The sequence below is a fragment of the Pseudoalteromonas sp. GutCa3 genome (genome assembly GCF_002836155.1).
GTDB lineage: Bacteria > Pseudomonadota > Gammaproteobacteria > Enterobacterales > Alteromonadaceae > Pseudoalteromonas > Pseudoalteromonas arctica.
The window spans coordinates 49,166-64,877 of record NZ_PJBK01000033.1; the positions used below are offsets into that span (position 1 = coordinate 49,166).

Annotated in this window: 15 protein-coding genes; 9 read left to right on the forward strand and 6 right to left on the reverse strand. The window is 38.5% G+C overall.

Features of this window, described 5'->3' with window-relative positions; all coding sequences use genetic code 11:
- Positions 1–83 precede the first annotated feature (83 nt).
- Positions 84–998, reverse strand: a complete 915-nt coding sequence (locus tag CXF64_RS06935; protein ID WP_101216663.1) for a 2OG-Fe(II) oxygenase family protein — start codon at positions 996–998, stop codon at positions 84–86.
- Between the two features lie 226 nt (positions 999–1,224).
- The gene (msrA, locus tag CXF64_RS06940; protein WP_101216664.1) at positions 1,225–1,824 is read right to left on the reverse strand and encodes a peptide-methionine (S)-S-oxide reductase MsrA; all 600 of its coding nucleotides are present in this window, start codon (positions 1,822–1,824) and stop codon (positions 1,225–1,227) included.
- Positions 1,825–2,111: 287 nt separating this feature from the next.
- Between msrA and CXF64_RS06945 the strand changes: the two genes are divergently transcribed.
- Complete coding sequence (locus CXF64_RS06945; RefSeq protein WP_024593951.1) at positions 2,112–2,306, forward strand: CPXCG motif-containing cysteine-rich protein; 195 nt, start codon at positions 2,112–2,114, stop codon at positions 2,304–2,306.
- A 58-nt stretch (positions 2,307–2,364) separates the two neighbouring features.
- Here the strand turns inward: CXF64_RS06945 and CXF64_RS06950 are convergent, their stop codons facing one another.
- Positions 2,365–2,565, reverse strand: coding sequence for a hypothetical protein (locus CXF64_RS06950; protein ID WP_002962626.1), 201 nt, complete (start codon positions 2,563–2,565; stop codon positions 2,365–2,367).
- Positions 2,566–2,671: 106 nt separating this feature from the next.
- Between CXF64_RS06950 and CXF64_RS06955 the strand changes: the two genes are divergently transcribed.
- The 3 genes from CXF64_RS06955 (at position 2,672) to CXF64_RS06965 (ending at position 4,845) form a co-directional block, all read left to right on the forward strand.
- The gene (locus tag CXF64_RS06955; RefSeq protein ID WP_101216665.1) at positions 2,672–3,154 is read left to right on the forward strand and encodes a GNAT family N-acetyltransferase; all 483 of its coding nucleotides are present in this window, start codon (positions 2,672–2,674) and stop codon (positions 3,152–3,154) included.
- Positions 3,155–3,321: 167 nt separating this feature from the next.
- Complete coding sequence (locus tag CXF64_RS06960) at positions 3,322–3,933, forward strand: MarC family protein (protein WP_101216666.1); 612 nt, start codon at positions 3,322–3,324, stop codon at positions 3,931–3,933.
- Between the two features lie 30 nt (positions 3,934–3,963).
- Positions 3,964–4,845, forward strand: a complete 882-nt coding sequence (locus tag CXF64_RS06965) for an alpha/beta hydrolase (RefSeq protein WP_010552777.1) — start codon at positions 3,964–3,966, stop codon at positions 4,843–4,845.
- A gap of 510 nt (positions 4,846–5,355) precedes the next feature.
- Here CXF64_RS06965 and CXF64_RS06970 read toward each other — a convergent pair.
- Together CXF64_RS06970 and CXF64_RS06975 are read right to left on the reverse strand one after the other, a co-directional pair.
- Positions 5,356–6,495 (reverse strand): MFS transporter, encoded by a 1,140-nt coding sequence (locus CXF64_RS06970; protein ID WP_101216667.1) that lies wholly within the window; start codon positions 6,493–6,495, stop codon positions 5,356–5,358.
- A 24-nt stretch (positions 6,496–6,519) separates the two neighbouring features.
- Positions 6,520–7,692, reverse strand: a complete 1,173-nt coding sequence (locus tag CXF64_RS06975; protein ID WP_101216668.1) for an MFS transporter — start codon at positions 7,690–7,692, stop codon at positions 6,520–6,522.
- A 108-nt stretch (positions 7,693–7,800) separates the two neighbouring features.
- Here CXF64_RS06975 and CXF64_RS06980 point away from each other — a divergent pair, with 108 nt between their 5' ends.
- A complete protein-coding gene (locus CXF64_RS06980; protein WP_101216669.1) occupies positions 7,801–8,712 on the forward strand; it encodes a LysR family transcriptional regulator in 912 nt (303 codons plus the stop codon).
- A 90-nt stretch (positions 8,713–8,802) separates the two neighbouring features.
- Here the strand turns inward: CXF64_RS06980 and CXF64_RS06985 are convergent, their stop codons facing one another.
- On the reverse strand, positions 8,803–10,011 hold the full coding sequence (locus CXF64_RS06985; RefSeq protein ID WP_010552780.1) for a porin: 1,209 nt from the start codon (positions 10,009–10,011) through the stop codon (positions 8,803–8,805).
- Positions 10,012–10,914: 903 nt separating this feature from the next.
- Between CXF64_RS06985 and CXF64_RS06990 the strand changes: the two genes are divergently transcribed.
- The 4 genes from CXF64_RS06990 to CXF64_RS07005 all read left to right on the forward strand — a co-directional run bounded on the left by CXF64_RS06990 (position 10,915) and on the right by CXF64_RS07005 (position 15,585).
- Positions 10,915–12,504 carry an ABC-F family ATPase gene (locus tag CXF64_RS06990; RefSeq protein ID WP_076915491.1) on the forward strand — a complete coding sequence of 530 codons (1,590 nt, stop codon included), beginning with the start codon at positions 10,915–10,917 and terminating at the stop codon, positions 12,502–12,504.
- 161 nt (positions 12,505–12,665) lie between these two features.
- Positions 12,666–13,148 (forward strand): 5-(carboxyamino)imidazole ribonucleotide mutase, encoded by a 483-nt coding sequence (purE, locus tag CXF64_RS06995; protein WP_002962540.1) that lies wholly within the window; start codon positions 12,666–12,668, stop codon positions 13,146–13,148.
- A 2-nt stretch (positions 13,149–13,150) separates the two neighbouring features.
- Positions 13,151–14,302, forward strand: a complete 1,152-nt coding sequence (locus CXF64_RS07000; protein WP_101216670.1) for a 5-(carboxyamino)imidazole ribonucleotide synthase — start codon at positions 13,151–13,153, stop codon at positions 14,300–14,302.
- A 119-nt stretch (positions 14,303–14,421) separates the two neighbouring features.
- On the forward strand, positions 14,422–15,585 hold the full coding sequence (locus tag CXF64_RS07005; RefSeq protein ID WP_101216671.1) for an endonuclease/exonuclease/phosphatase family protein: 1,164 nt from the start codon (positions 14,422–14,424) through the stop codon (positions 15,583–15,585).
- The last annotated feature ends 127 nt before the right edge of the window (positions 15,586–15,712 follow it).

Genomic DNA, 15,712 nt, shown 5'->3' on the forward strand with positions numbered 1-15,712 from the left:
CGTAAACTAAAACGATACTAACGAAAAGGCTGCTTAAATTAAGCAGCCTTTTTGCTTAGTTAAAAACTTAGTTAATAACTCGATTAAAATGGTGCATAGCCGTCGTTCGTCTTTTTAGGGTTAATCCAGCGCTGTTTAGCATCAATAGGAATGCGTGGTGCACCTTGTGCTGGTAATCGCCCGCGTTCTCCATACAACCACAAAACAAAATTAGTTCGCTCACCACTGGTAATAGGCTTTGCTGCGTGTGCAATATTGCCACGGTGTAACATGGCAGTGCCGGGCTTAAACGTAAGTGATTTAATGTCGCCTGTGTAGGGGTGATAAAAGTCAACTTCTGACCCTGTAAACTCTTCGCCTGGTAAGTTTAAGTTAATATTAAGCGTTACGGCCGATGCATCGGTATGTGGGCGAATTGACGAATCTGTGTTTGGCTCATAATAAATAGAAAAACCAAATGTTTGTGTATCAAACCCCGTAACCTCCGGGAACAGCATACGCGAAATAGGGCGCATGTAAGTGTTTAGTATTTCGTTATAAAACGCTTGAAAGCTTGGCGCTGCTAAATAACCTTCTGATCGGCTATCAAGCATGGCACCACGGCGATTTAACACTATGCCATATGGTGGGCGCATAGGAATTTTCGAATTCCATACTTGTTCTAAATACCCGCGTAATACGGCAAGGCGCTCTGGATCAAAGAATTGAAATTGAAATACATCAGGCGCAACTTCGTGTAATAACGCTTTTACGGCCAGCTCTTTTGATGGATCTTCCCATGCTTGCTTTACTGCTTCACGTAGGTTTTTATCAAGTAGTGTGTCGTCAAGCGTAAACATTGAGCCATCTATTGATGTTGTTTCCCATTCGCTCCACGCGTTTGTAATTAGGTCGGTGTTGCTATTCCAAAAGTGTTGTACTGCTGGTTCACGGTAAAGCATGGCTTGGCGTGTAGGTAACTCTAGAGCACGCGCTAGCTGTAATTGATTGGCAAACATTTTGTGTAACTCCAGTTGTTGAATTTGGTTTATATCAATCTAGGAGTGCAATTTATTGCATTTGATTTAGTAGATAAACAGCCAGCTTTAGGAAACAGAATATACTATTTATTGATAATGAAGGTTTGTATACTTTTTGAAGCAGAGAAAGCTAGCTTTGTAGATAAGCAAAAGGCTGCACAATATGCAGCCTCTTGTTGGTGTAATTTAAGTTGCTTAATAAATACTAGTGGGTTGCTCTGTCGCCCCAAATATCTTCTAGGCGGCTGTCGCGACCACAACGCCAACGATAAGTGTTGTATCGGATTGGGTTGTTTTTGTAATAATCTTGGTGAAAGCTTTCCCTCCCTTTAATAGGGTAAAAGGTACTTGCGTTTAGTATAGGTGTAACCACAGTTTGATTAGGAAACTCGGCTACAACAGCTGCTTTTGTTTTTTCAGCTAATTTACGTTGTTCGTCGTTTTGTACAAATATAGCGCTTAGGTAACTAGGGCCTTTATCGCAAAATTGGCCTATGGCATCAAAAGGATCAATATTAACCCAGTAATGATCAAGTATACCTTTATAGCTTACTATGGCTGGATCGTAAGTGATTTCTACGGCCTCGTAATGGCCTTTATGATTACCATTGTATGTCGGGTTTTTAAGTTTGCCGCCTGTAAAGCCCGATATTACATCGGTTACGCCTTCTAGCTTTTCAAAGTCACTTTCCATACACCAAAAACAACCTCCAGCTAAAACGGCTTTTTCGGTTTTAGCTGCATGAGTTAATGTGCTAAACAATATTGCGGCAGATGTTAATGCGAGTGCGAGTGATTTTTTCATAAAATTATCCACCTGAAGTGTGAGTTTAAATACTTATGAAGTTAGACCCGCTAAGTGCTAATACTATTTCATTGTAGAGGCATAGTTTTAGCTGGCTAACTTATATATGGTGCAAACTAATGTGCCTATGATGTTTTATAAACGTAAAGCTGGTATTTAGATCACTTTTTAGTTAGCAGCATTGTTTAATTAGTTTAGCCAAATAAGCGTTATTTAATAGGGTGTTGAATTATGCTGGCTTGTTCATTAAAGTGACAACATTCGAGATATAAATTAGCAGGTGATAAATGAACCAGTTAACTGAAAAATCAATAAGCTGCCCTTATTGTGGAGAAAGTATAGAAGTATTACTTGATGCAGCAGATATTGATGAGCAATACATAGAAGACTGCCAAGTATGCTGTAAGCCTATTTCGTTTGTAGTATTTGAAGATGAGGACGAGTTAAACGTTAATGTTTACAGTGAAGACGAAGCATTTTAACTAGTTAATTAGATATTAGGCTGCAAAATTGCAGCCTTTTTATTGTGTATGTGTTTGGTTAGCTATTTTGCTCACGCGCTAATTGGTTAGGAAGAAGTTCTTCTACTATTTCGCGTGCTGGAAGTGTATAGCGTGTGCCGTCAAACATTACTGAGGTAAACTCGTTAATATTAGTAATGCCTGTTAAGGTCCAGCCTTCGCCGCGCTTTGGGCAATATACTGTGGTAGTGGGTTGTATTACTTTAAAATCGTCACTCATTACGTTATCTACTCTTTTTGCTTTAAAGATAATGCTTGTTAATGGGGTATGGTAAGTTAATAATGCCTGCCCATAAAGAGCTAATTTAACTAACCACTTAAATAAAATGTTTAATACCACAAAGCTTGAACGCGTTACGCTGCGTTTAATTACCCACAAACACGCTGCGTGTTTATTTAATATTTTAAACCACCCGCATGTGTCAGAATTTAACGACTACGAAACACCGCTCAGCAAAACACAAATCAAACAATTAATACAAGATGATATTAGTGCCTACTACGAAGGCGAAGTGATTAGAGTTGCAATTGAACATAATACATCTGGAAAGTTAATGGGTACTTGTGGGCTTTATAATTTAACACCGTGTAAAAGTAGTGCGTTTATAGGATTTGAGCTGCACCCCGACTTTTGGGATAAAGGCGTAATGTTTGAAGTAGTCACTGGTTTTATTGAAGCGCTACTTAAGGATATTCCGCTTAAACATTTATCGGCTGAGGTGAGTGCACACAATGCACGTTCACATAATTTACTTATTAAGTTAGGTTTTAGCTTAAGAGAAAATTCTATTTGGCATAAATCACTTTAACGAATGACGGCAATTATAAGTGTTTATCTTTTTTCAATCCTGAAAGGTCAACGCCTCCAAGTGTAAATAAAATACAAAAAATAACGGCTTTCTATTATAGTTAAGCGTAAGCAAATGAATTTGTTACCCGTGTTTTATTAAATATTTACGCTTAACAAGGATTTTATATGCTAGAAAAACTATCTCAAGATGCGCTTGTTATTTGGGCTACCATTGACCCAATAGGCACTATGGCGCTGTTTGCTGCGCTTACTTCTCATTTAACAGATCAGCAACGTCGTAAAACAGCCTTTAAAACGGTGCTTTACGCTGGTTGCGTACTATTGGGTTCTATTTTAATAGGGCAGCTAATACTTAATGCGATGGGAATTAGGTTGGTGTCGTTTCAGTTAGGAGGCGGAATTATATTGTTTTTGTTTGGCCTGCAAATGATATTTGGAAACGATTCTAACAAAGCTAAACAAGACCCCGATCACGATATAGCCGTGTTTCCGCTAGCTATACCAGCAACTGCGACCCCTGGCGCTATTTTGGCGGTGATACTACTTACCGACAACCATATACACCCAATTACGACTCAAATAGGCACAGCGCTTGTTACAATTGGTGTGTTGGGTATTACTTTAATACTATTGCTGCTTTCGGGTAAAATAATTAAGCTTATTGGTACTAGCGGCGCGTCTATTTTAACGCGTGTGATGGGGATGATTTTAGCCGCGTTTTCGGTTGAGCTTATTATGACCGCGCTTGAAATAAAACAATGGGTTAAGCTCGATTAAATAACTCCTAAACATTTAAAGGAATGCCGGATGGCAATAAAAATAACAAAACACTATTTTATTAATTTAAGTTTAGCCGTAGTCATTTTTGCTATAGGTATTTTAGCCATACGTTATTACAACCATTATGTATCGGCCTATACAGATGTAACAATTAACTCAAGCGTGCTTAATGAGTCGCGCAAAGTGTTTATAAGATTACCCGCTAATTACAATCCTAAAAAAGCGTATCCGTTAATTATTAAAACCGATGGAAACTTTAATTTAGATACATGGGATAAAGCACTTACAAAACAAGCTAAGAGCGAAAAAGGGGATAAGGCTATATTGGTGTCTATTCCTAATTTGTTTTTTACAGATACACGTAATCGCGATTTAGTGCCTCCTTATGCTCGCCAAGATGTAAATACACAAGCGCGCCCTGAGGGCGAAACACTTATAGAGCCTAATGGTGAAGCCGACAAGTTTTTAGCGTTTATTGAAACTGAGTTATTCCCGTATTTATCGGCAAAATATAAGCTTAGTAATAACCGTGTATTAAGTGGTTTTTCGGCCGGTGGTAGCTTTGTACTTTATACACTGCATACGAGGCCTGAACTGTTTAATGGCTACTTTGCATTTAGCCCAGCGGCTTGGTATGACGACATGACAGTGGTTAATAATGTAGAAGCGTTTTTAACTACTCAAGCTAACAAAGTTAAGGCGCCTACTTATTTATATCTTTCGGTGGGTGGAGCAGAGCATCCGTTAATGTTAAAAGCGTTTAATAATTTAGAGTCTGCTTTAAAAGCAAACCCTAATAATAACCTCGCGTGGCAAAGCGCTATAAACGAAGGTGCTGAGCATTCAGATAATCCACCACTTAGTGTATCAAAGGCATTAGCTGGTTATAGTGCGTTTATTAAAAAGTAGGTTAGATAGGTTTAAATGGTAACTGTATGTATATACAGTGCCGCTGTTTTATCTATTTATGATAACGAATCAGTTTTATAGCACTTTATTTAGTTTAATATTATTAACGACTTACAAAGGGAAGTTGGTTTAAGTTATTTTTGACAGGAAATATATTCACTGTGTTTATATACAGTGCGCAGCTATTGAGTTAGAATGCAGTCAGTACCTATGAGCATATACACATCTATTTGTTACTGCTTTTAATCAGCTTTGTGATCAGTGATAAGCAGTGTAAGTACTTTGCAATTTCAATATAATTTCACCATCTTTTTACACTCTTAATGCAGTTAATATAAATTAGCTGGTGGCTTTATAATAAAAGAACACATCATACTAAATGTTATTATAATGCTAAACTTAGCAATAGAGTCAAATTAAAAAAAGTAATCAGTAAGGTAGTGCAAATAATAAAGCGGGAGGTTTAGGTAAAAAAGAGCATTTATAAAAATGCTCTTTTTTAAGTTACTACTACTTTGCTTTGATCGGTTTAAAAAACAATACCAGTGCAATTATAAATGCTGAAACGCTACAAATTATAAATACGTTTTTCTCACCACCAGGTATGTATTGCATAAATGAGGTAAAAAACTGACCCGAGAATACAGCCATCGTAAAGTACGATAAATTACGGCCGCGTACTTTCACATCACTGAGCTCTACCGTCATATGGTTTAAAAGCGGGATACTAAAACCAAATCCTATACCTATTAATATTGCGCCTAAAATTAAAAGTAGAGTGCTTACTTGTGTAAAACAAATATACGATAAACTAAACGCTAAAAAGGCAAATGCCAAAACCTTGGGCTCACCAAGCTTCTTTGTTATTTTAGGCATAAAGCCTGCGGTAACTACAGCCACTAAAGATATAAATGCGAGTAGTTGGCCTATTTGTGATTCGTTAAAGTTTTCTTCGTTCATTGTAATGGGTAGTAACACAGTAGACGTAAAAAATATGGTCATCGCGAGTGTTGAAATTACATAAACGCTTTTTAACGAGAGACCATTATTAGCTTTGTGGCGTAGATGTTCTGACACTTCATCGCTATTACTAGCCAGTGAGTTTTTACTTGGCACAAACAATAAAAGCATGGCCAAAAATACCCACGCTATTAAATAAAGTGAAAATGGCAGCGCCCAAAATTGCGACGCTAATAATCCGCCTAAAAATAAAAATATAACACCGCCTAACTCTATCGCCATGCCTTGTTTTGCAATCATGCCAAGGCGTGCTTCGCCTGTGTACCACGCAGAAATTAAAACCGTACAACTTGCCATTACCACAGCAGTTATACCGCCGAGTAAAAATCGATTAGCAAATACAAGCGTTGGGCCTTTTAAAAAGTAAGCACTGGCACCTGCAACCCCATATAAAAATAACCCAATTACTAAAAGTTTATAAGCTCCGTATTTATCTATTAATTTTCCTGCTAGCGGCGCAAAAACCACAGCGCCTAACGATGGCAACGTAATTAAAAGTACAGTGTTATCGGTTATACCTAATCCTTGTGAAATACTTACTAAACCTGGCGCAAGTAGGGTTCCCACCATAATAGTTAAGCTGGCGATACACAGTAATGTAAAGCTACCCGCTGTTTTTAACATACCCATTTTTACTCCTTAAGTTTTAAGCGATTACTTTTTAGCAAATGAATTAAAAATGCCACTTAGCAAAATAAATATAATGCTTACAGCAACAACGCCAGGCCATTGATAAAGTGCAAATGCTTTAACACCAACCATTGAGCCAACAGCGCCTCCAATGTAATAACCCAGCATGTAAATTCCATTTATGCGACTTTGCGCAGTGGGGTCAATACTAAAAACACGCACTTGGTTAGCCACTTGCGCACTAAATATGGCAAAGTCGATTAGAATAATGCCAATAACTAACGACGCTAAACTGCCATTAAACAAACCTGTAATAGCAAAGCCGATTGCCGCAAGCGTAAGTGCAATCATAATTAGAGCTTTAGATCCCAGTTTGCTGACCCATTTACCCGATGACTTAGCCCCAATTACGCCAGCCAATGCTATTACACCAAATAAACCGGCTTGTTGAGCGTTGTAGTTAAATGGCTCGTTACTTACATAAATTGCAAGTGTTGCCCAAAGCACATTAAATGATGCAAACCAAAATGCACCCGAAAGTGTAAAGTGCTGCAGTGATTTATGTTTAATAAACAACGCCAACGTACTTTTAATGAGAGGCCAGTAACACAAATTAGTGTGTGGCTTATTGCTAGGTAAAAACACGCGCAGTAATATACCAAATAATGCCGCGAGTACTGCCGACATTAAAAATACACTTCGCCAACCAAATTGCTCACCTACAAACCCACTTAACGTTCTTGAAAGTAAAATACCGATGGTTAAGCCCATCATTAATGTGCCTAATGTGGCACCTTTTTGCTCGCTCGATACAAGCGATGCTGCAAAGGGTATTAATTGCTGGGTTATATTGGCGCTTACACCAATTAAAAATACCGATATAAGTAATAAAGGTAAGTTAGGTGCAAGCATTGCTGCACTACAAGCCACTACTAATAAGCTCGACAAAATAGTAATTAAACGCCTGCGAGCAATCGAGTCACCCAACGGAGAAATAAATAATAACGCAAACGCGTAACCAATTTGTGTAAGCGCGGGAATACTCCCTAGTTGCGAATCAGTTAAATTAAATTCGTTAGCTATAAGCGGTAAAATAGGCTGGTTGTAGTACAAGTTTGCTGCTGTTGCGGCAATTGCAGTGGTCATTAGTAATAAAATAAATCGACTTAATGACTGATTTTGTTCAGGTTTGGTCATAGCTGTCTTGTGTTGTTAACTCATGCCGCTATGGTATGAGTTCTTTACCTATAACAAAAATGATATTATTTTATAGAATCTATACAAAAAATGTATTTAAGGTGCGTAATGGATATTAAAACATTAAAAAGTTTTGTCAGCGTGGCTAAGCATCAGAGTTTTTCAGAAGCGGCCAAAGAGCTACACACCGTGCAACCTGCAATAAGTAGGCATATTGCACAGCTCGAAAGCGAGCTTAATGTTGTGCTGTTTATAAGAAATTCACGCGATGTTGCAATAACTCAAGCGGGTGAGCAGCTATTAAAAGATGCACGCGCTATTTTGGCTCTAGCTGACAAAGCTAAAACTCAGGTTAAACGTGCCCACAACGGGCAGGTAGGTACACTTAATATTGCGCACTTAAGCTCGGCATGTTTAACCTTTATGGCAGCACTGGTTCGAGAATATAAACAGCAATACCCAAGCGTACACGTTACATTGTTTGAAATGACTGCAACTGAGCAAATACATGCGTTTAAAAATGATTTAATTGATGTGGGTTTTTCACGGCCTTTACCTGATTCAATTAATGATGAATTTGTAAGTCATACTATTTATGTAGATTCATTGGTGGCCATCGTTAATCAAAACCATGCGCTGGCAAATTATAAAAATATTGATTTAGCTAAACTAAAAAATGAGCCATTTATTATTTTTAATAGAGAGGAAGCACTTGGTCTTTTTGATGAAACCATTTTGCAATGCAAACAAGCTGACTTTTCACCTAACATTATTAGCCAACCTAGGCATATGCAAACATTAGTTACTGAAGTGGCTGCTGGCCTTGGTGTGGCAATTGCGCCTTATTGCGTACGTAAATTATATAGTGAAGGGTGCTATTTTATAAAACTGAGCGACGTACTCACGCAAATCCCGGTGCTATTACAAATTAAAAAAGCAGATACCAATGCGGCTGTTAATGCATTTGTTGAAATAGCCTTAAATGCAAAATTGAGTATTGAAAAAAGTATGGCGGAATAAAAAAAGCCCAGTTAAAAAAGTTAAAAGGGCTAAAAGGGTTGTGCTTAGGGAAGTTGTAGTCGTTTTTAAACTTATATTTAGAGCTTATATTTAGAACTTATATCTAAAACCAAATGCTATACCGTCATCTTCCGACTGCTCCATTTGTGCTTGTTGATCGTCGTTATCACTTTCAAAGTCGCTAAAGTCTTTACGCGCTTCTACGTAGGCAATAGTGTCTTCGTCAATTAAGTAGTGAAGGCCAATAACAGCAAACTGACGCTTAAATACATCGTCTGGATCGGCGTTAAAGTTTGGCTGAATTACGTAGTCATCACCGGCATCAAACACGTTGTAGGCAATAAAAGGGCGAAAATCGTTATCAAAGCGGTAAGATGCAAATGTTTCTACACCTATTGCGTCATCAATTAAGCGACCAATATTATCGGTGTCGTGGTTTTTGTTTTTATTTATGTTGGCAGCAACATAAAGGCCGGGCTTATCAATATTGCCCCACATAATGCCCGCACCGTAAATTAAATCTTCAACATTGCGAGTAGAACCATCGCCAAACGTTAAATCAAACTCGCCACGGTTAATACCCGCTGTAAGCGTGAGCATATCGGTAGGGGTATATGTTACAGATGCACCAAATGTGTAGTTAAATTCAACTTCTTGGGCTGCACTATCGCCAGAGTTCCATAGCGTTTCGCATTCTTCTTCTGAAATATCGCTTACGTCACAGGTATAAAATTCGCTGTTTTTAAGCTGCGCTTGTACTGCAAAACTAAAATCGTTATAGCTATTGCGGTACTGCACTAACTTATCGCCACGGCCAGTGCCATTTACAGCGCCATCGTCTTTGTTATAGGTGTAAACGCCAGCTGCATTACCATCCCATACAAAGCTATTATTTGTGCCATAAACTACGTCGTACCATGCACCCCATTGTTTACCAATGGTAAGTTGACCGTACTTTTCGTGTGAAAGGCCTGCGTAACCTAAACGGTTATACAAAAACTCGTCCTGAATTGATTCAAAACGATTATTATAAATTATATCGCTGCTGCCAACAGGGTTTACACCCCATTCTACGAGTGCAAGGGCAGTCCAGTCTTTCTTGAGCTTTCGGGTAAAGCCAAAGTTAATGCGCGAAGTACCGTTAACAACTTCGGTTTCGTTTTGTGTGTTAATTACACGCACATCAAGATATCCACCTACTTTTAGAGTGTTTTTATCATCTTTGTATAACTCTACCGCCGAAACAGCGGGTGCTAATACAATACTTGCGCTAATCAGTGTCGCTAATTTTTTGCTCATCTTGTGTGTTGCCCTGTGTAAATTTCAGTGTTTTTACGTAGGTAAAAATTCAGGTTCGAAGATTAACAAAGCAATAAACGGCTCAAAAGTGAAAAAAAATCAACAAAATTGGACGGCAAACTTAATTGACATTCACTCGAGGTTAATTTTGTTTTTCAGGTGTTGCTGAGGTTTGTTTTTTTAGTTGTTTTATAGGTAAAAAGGATTGGTAATAAGTGGTGTGTTAAAATTCTAATTTGAATTAATTTCATCTTGATTAAAAAATAGCGACTAGTGCAAAAGCTCTAAAAGTGCTTTATTTTCATAAATATAACTTTTTATTGTTATAGGTTGTACAAAAATGAGTTAAGTAAACACACAAACACGTTAAAAGTGTTTTTACTCTAGGGTCTGTTGATCTTTGCGGATTAAAATTTGTTCAAACTAGGGGCTATTTAATCGCGGCGCGAGGTTTGTAACCTAGTGGGCTAAGTAAAAACCGAGCAACAAAGAGTAAATAGCCCCTAGGAAGACCCCTTTGGGCAGCGCCTGTTTGGCATTAATGCTACGTTATCGCCCATTTATGGGGAATAACCACACTACATAGACTCTGCCTTGCCTTAATACCAAACAGACTGCTGAAAATTTAACCTTAAAAGATCAACAGACCCTAATATATATACCAAATTCTAAACGCTCATATCGGTTTATTATGAATGTATTTATGAATTTTAATTTATCTAAGTTGAATAACAATTTGCAAAAACACTAAATCTAATTTGTTATTTTAATTACGAGTAGCTCAGTGATAATAATTGCCTTAAACGACGAGGTTTGCCTTTAAACTTTCATAGAAAAACAGGCCATTTTGGTTTAAACTGCGCGCAATTTAAATACATCATTACTCCTTTGGAGGGTAGCGCTATTATTAGTACAGCTAATGTCACCATGCAATTTGGTGCTAAACCATTATTTGAAAATATCTCAGCAAAATTTGGCGACGGAAACCGTTATGGTTTAATCGGTGCAAATGGTTGTGGTAAATCAACATTTATGAAAATTTTAAGTGGTGAGCTCGAAGCGTCTTCAGGTAATGTAAGTACTGATCCAAATGAACGTGTTGCTAAACTAAACCAAGACCAGTTTGCCTACGAAGAATACTCAGTAATTGATACTGTGATCATGGGTCACAAAGAGCTGTGGAAAATAAAACAAGAACGCGACCGTATTTACTCTTTACCAGAAATGAGTGAAGACGACGGTATGAAAGTAGCCGATCTTGAAACTGAGTTTGCTGAAATGGATGGTTACTCTGCTGAATCTAAAGCAGGCGAGCTTCTATTAGGCGTAGGTATTGGCACAGACCAACACTTTGGCCCAATGTCAGAAATTGCACCTGGTTTTAAACTACGTGTGCTACTTGCACAGGTGTTGTTTTCAGACCCAGATATAATGCTACTTGATGAGCCTACCAATAACTTGGATATTTACACCATCAAGTGGTTAGAAGACGTGTTAAACCAACGCGACTGTACCATGATAATCATCTCGCATGACCGTCACTTTTTAAACTCTGTGTGTACTCACATGGCCGATATTGACTACGGTGAGCTACGTATTTACTCAGGTAACTACGACGAATACATGTTTGCAGCAACGCAAGCACGTGAGCAACTACTTAGCGAAAACGCGAAGAAGAAAAACCAAATTGCTGAACTTCAACAGTTTGTATCTCGCTTCTCTGCTAACGCATCTAAAGCTAAGCAGGCAACATCGCGCGCTAAACGTATCGACAAAATTCAGTTAGACGAAGTTAAAGCGTCTTCACGTCAAACGCCGTTTATTCGTTTCGACCAAGAAAAGCAGTTATTCAGAAACGCGCTTGAAATGAATAACTTAACGCAAGGTTTTGACGACAACACATTGTTTTCTGGGCTTGAAGGTTTAGTAGAAGTTGGCGAACGTATTGCTATTATTGGTGAAAATGGTGTTGGTAAAACAACATTACTTAATACATTAGCAGGGCGCTTAGCTCCTAAAGCCGGTGAGTTTAAGTTCTCAGAAAATGCAAATATTGGTTACTACGCGCAAGATCACGCAGATGAGTTTGCAACCGACATGAACTTGTTTCAGTGGATGGAGCAATGGCAACAAGAAGGCGACGACGAGCAAGTGGTTCGTAGCTTCTTAGGTCGTATGTTGTTCTCTCAAAACGATATTAAAAAGTCAGTTAAAGTAATTTCAGGTGGTGAGCAAGGCCGCATGCTGTTTGGTAAAATTATGATGCATAAACCAAACATATTGCTAATGGATGAGCCAACCAACCACATGGATATGGAATCTATTGAAGCGCTTAACTTAGCACTTGAAGCCTACGAAGGTACATTAATGTTTGTATCGCACGATCGTCAATTTGTATCATCGGTAGCTACCCGAATTTGGGAAGTTAAAGATGGTAAAATCATTGACTTTAGAGGCAACTACGCAGAATACCTAGCGAGTAAAGAAGCTTAATTAGCTATTTACACGTTAACCCTAAAAAGCCATGTTTAAACATGGCTTTTTTTGTTTTTGTGGCTTTGTATTAGTCGCAATTAATATGGCTTTGGGTATAATACCCGGCTTAAACAGGACATAAGTCCGCTATTTTAAAAATACATTACTGAGGAGTATTTATGACTGTTGGCATTATTATGGGTTCTAAATCAGATTGGCCAACCATGGAACATGCAGCACTTATGCTTGAGCATTTTGGCATTAAGTACGAAACTAAAGTCGTGTCTGCACACCGCACTCCTCAATTACTTGCTGATTACGCAAGTTCAGCCGCAGAACGCGGTATTAAAGTTATTATTGCTGGCGCTGGCGGCGCGGCTCATTTACCAGGTATGGCTGCTGCTTTTACATCGCTTCCTGTACTGGGCGTGCCTGTAAAATCAAAAGCATTAAATGGTGTTGATTCACTTTTATCTATTTGCCAAATGCCTAAAGGCGTTGCAGTGGGCACACTTGCAATTGGTGAGCCGGGCGCAGCAAACGCAGGTTTACTAGCCGCACAAATTTTAGGGTGTCAAAATCCAGAAATTTTTGCAAAAATTGAAGCGTTTCGTAAAGCTCAAACCGACACTATATTAGCTAATCCAAACCCTGCAGAGTAATAATGAATATTTTAATATTAGGTGCAGGGCAACTTGCACGTATGATGAGCCTTGCAGGCGCGCCGCTTAATTTAAACGTGGTTGCATACGATGTAGGCAGCAAGCAAATTAAGCATCCGCTAACTGGTGAGGTTTATAGCACGTCACTTGAGCAAGCAATATTAAACGCTGATGCAATTACTGCAGAGTTTGAGCACATTCCTGATGACGTACTAACACTTTGCTGTAACAGCAATAAGTTTTACCCAGGGAAAGCCGCTATTAAAACCGGTGGCGATCGCTCGCTTGAAAAAGCATTGCTTGATAAAACAAACGTAACTTGTGCGCCGTATCAATTAATTACTGAAAAAGCGCATCTTGAACACGCAGTTAAAACCCTAGGAAAGCCACTTGTTATTAAAACATGCCAAGCGGGTTACGATGGAAAAGGCCAATGGCGTTTAAAATCGGATAGTCAAATAGACGAAATTTGGTCACAAATGTCTGATTTTATTGCATCGGGTACGCAGCTTACCCCACATACGATTATTGCTGAAAAAATGATCCCGTTTGATCGTGAAGTATCTATTATTGGTGCGCGCGATAAACACGGTAATGTTGCTATTTATCCGCTAACAGAAAACGAGCACACAAATGGTGTGTTAACGCTTTCTATTGCCGGTAAAAATAATCACTGCGTTGAAGCGCAAGCAAACGATGCATTTACAAAAATAGCAAACGAGCTTAACTACGTTGGCGTATTAGCTATTGAGTTTTTTGATGTACAAGGCACGTTACTCGTTAACGAAATTGCACCGCGTGTACATAACTCAGGCCACTGGACGCAACAAGGCTGCCATTGCTCACAGTTTGAAAACCACATGCGTGCTGTTGCAGGTTTGCCGCTTGGTAATACAGAGCTTAAACACATTACCGCGATGATAAACGTACTAGGGCAACCTAGTATTCCAGCTGACGTACTAAAATACGCAGATGTGACTAGCCATTGGTACGGTAAAACTGCAAAACCAGGTCGTAAAATGGGCCATATAAACGTATCGGCCACTAGCATGAACGACCTAGCAGATAAATTAGGTGAGCTTACTGAATATTTACCTGAGCAAGACTACCCAGGTATTTTAAAAGCGGCAGCAAATTTAATACTAAGCCAATAATTTCTAATTATAGAATTAATTTTTTAATACCGGCTTGAGCCGGTATTTTTTTGTCATAAAAAAAGCTTTTGAATATGTAATACTGTTAAAGTCTAATTTTAAATTTGTGAAGTAAAACAATGAAACTAAAAACAATATATGGCGCGCTAGCCATTGCTACATTATTTAGCTTAAATGCATTTGCATCAGACTCTCTTCGTGTTGCTACTTTTAATGTAAGTATGGATGCGACAAATCACACGCCTAAAGGCGAGCAAGTTAAAAGTGATGCTTTAGTTAATGCACTTAAAGCAAACCACCAGCAAATTAAGAACATAGCGGAAATTATTCAACGAGTTCGCCCTGATATTATTTTACTTAACGAATTTGATTACATCCCAAAAGAGCAGGGCATTGAATACTTTAATAAGCATTTTTTAAATATAGGTCAGCAAAAACAAGATGCTATTAACTACCCTTACTCTTACATTGCCCCGGTAAATACTGGGCTTGCCACCGAGTTTGATTTAGATAACGATGGCAAGAAAAATGGCGTGATGGGCGATGCACAAGGTTTTGGCTTTTTTGAAGGGCATTACGGTATGGCTATTTTGTCAAAATACCCAATCGATTTTGATAAAGTAAGAACCCTTCAAACCTTTAAATATAAAGACATGCCAAATGCACAAATGCCCGTAATGCCTAAAACAGGCGAAAACTGGTATAACGCACAAGAATGGCAAGCACTTAGACTTAGCTCTAAATCGTTTTGGGATTTACCTATTAACGTAAACGATAAAACCATTCATGTTATTGCATCTCACCCAACACCCCCTGTATTTGACGGTGAAGAGGATAGAAACGGCAAACGTAACCACGATGAAGTAAGGTTAATTGCCGATTACGTTTCAAACGCTAAGTATATTTACGATGATAAAGGCGAAAAGGGCGGTTTAAAAACTTACTCCCGGTTTGTTATTTTAGGTGATTTAAACGCCGCACCAGAGGGCGATAAAGCCCGCACAAATACCACAGATCAGCTACTTAAAAATCCACTTATTAACGCTCAATTTGTTCCAAAAAGTGAAGGCGCTAAAGAGCAGTATGATGTGCCTTATGCACAAAATTATAGTGCTAATTGGCAAGCGCGTGTTGATTACGTACTACCGTCAAACTACGGCTTAAAAGTTAAAGACGGTGGTTTGTTTTGGCCTACTAAAACTAGCGATGAATATCGCTTAATTAAAGACAGAAACGCATCGAGCGATCATCGACTGGTTTGGCTTGATTTAATCGTTGAATAACGCCTATTAACAGGGGATGCGCTAGTAAACTGAGCTTTACCCTGTTTAATGGCTATTTATCTTAAAAAATTGCAATAACTTGAGTGCTTCTGCTTAAATACGGCTTAATTATAATAACCGTATAGAA

What these genes read in the sequence shown, in the direction of transcription:
- CXF64_RS06955 (WP_101216665.1), top strand. Translation starts at nt 2,672, where the DNA reads ATGTTTAATACCACAAAGCTTGAACGCGTTACGCTGCGTTTAATTACC.
- CXF64_RS06935 (WP_101216663.1), bottom strand. Translation starts at nt 998, where the DNA reads ATGTTTGCCAATCAATTACAGCTAGCGCGTGCTCTAGAGTTACCTACA.
- purE (WP_002962540.1), top strand. Translation starts at nt 12,666, where the DNA reads ATGACTGTTGGCATTATTATGGGTTCTAAATCAGATTGGCCAACCATG.
- CXF64_RS06985 (WP_010552780.1), bottom strand. Translation starts at nt 10,011, where the DNA reads ATGAGCAAAAAATTAGCGACACTGATTAGCGCAAGTATTGTATTAGCA.
- CXF64_RS06970 (WP_101216667.1), bottom strand. Translation starts at nt 6,495, where the DNA reads ATGGGTATGTTAAAAACAGCGGGTAGCTTTACATTACTGTGTATCGCC.
- CXF64_RS06980 (WP_101216669.1), top strand. Translation starts at nt 7,801, where the DNA reads ATGGATATTAAAACATTAAAAAGTTTTGTCAGCGTGGCTAAGCATCAG.
- CXF64_RS07005 (WP_101216671.1), top strand. Translation starts at nt 14,422, where the DNA reads ATGAAACTAAAAACAATATATGGCGCGCTAGCCATTGCTACATTATTT.
- CXF64_RS06960 (WP_101216666.1), top strand. Translation starts at nt 3,322, where the DNA reads ATGCTAGAAAAACTATCTCAAGATGCGCTTGTTATTTGGGCTACCATT.
- CXF64_RS06945 (WP_024593951.1), top strand. Translation starts at nt 2,112, where the DNA reads ATGAACCAGTTAACTGAAAAATCAATAAGCTGCCCTTATTGTGGAGAA.
- CXF64_RS06965 (WP_010552777.1), top strand. Translation starts at nt 3,964, where the DNA reads ATGGCAATAAAAATAACAAAACACTATTTTATTAATTTAAGTTTAGCC.
- msrA (WP_101216664.1), bottom strand. Translation starts at nt 1,824, where the DNA reads ATGAAAAAATCACTCGCACTCGCATTAACATCTGCCGCAATATTGTTT.
- CXF64_RS06950 (WP_002962626.1), bottom strand. Translation starts at nt 2,565, where the DNA reads ATGAGTGACGATTTTAAAGTAATACAACCCACTACCACAGTATATTGC.
- CXF64_RS07000 (WP_101216670.1), top strand. Translation starts at nt 13,151, where the DNA reads ATGAATATTTTAATATTAGGTGCAGGGCAACTTGCACGTATGATGAGC.
- CXF64_RS06975 (WP_101216668.1), bottom strand. Translation starts at nt 7,692, where the DNA reads ATGACCAAACCTGAACAAAATCAGTCATTAAGTCGATTTATTTTATTA.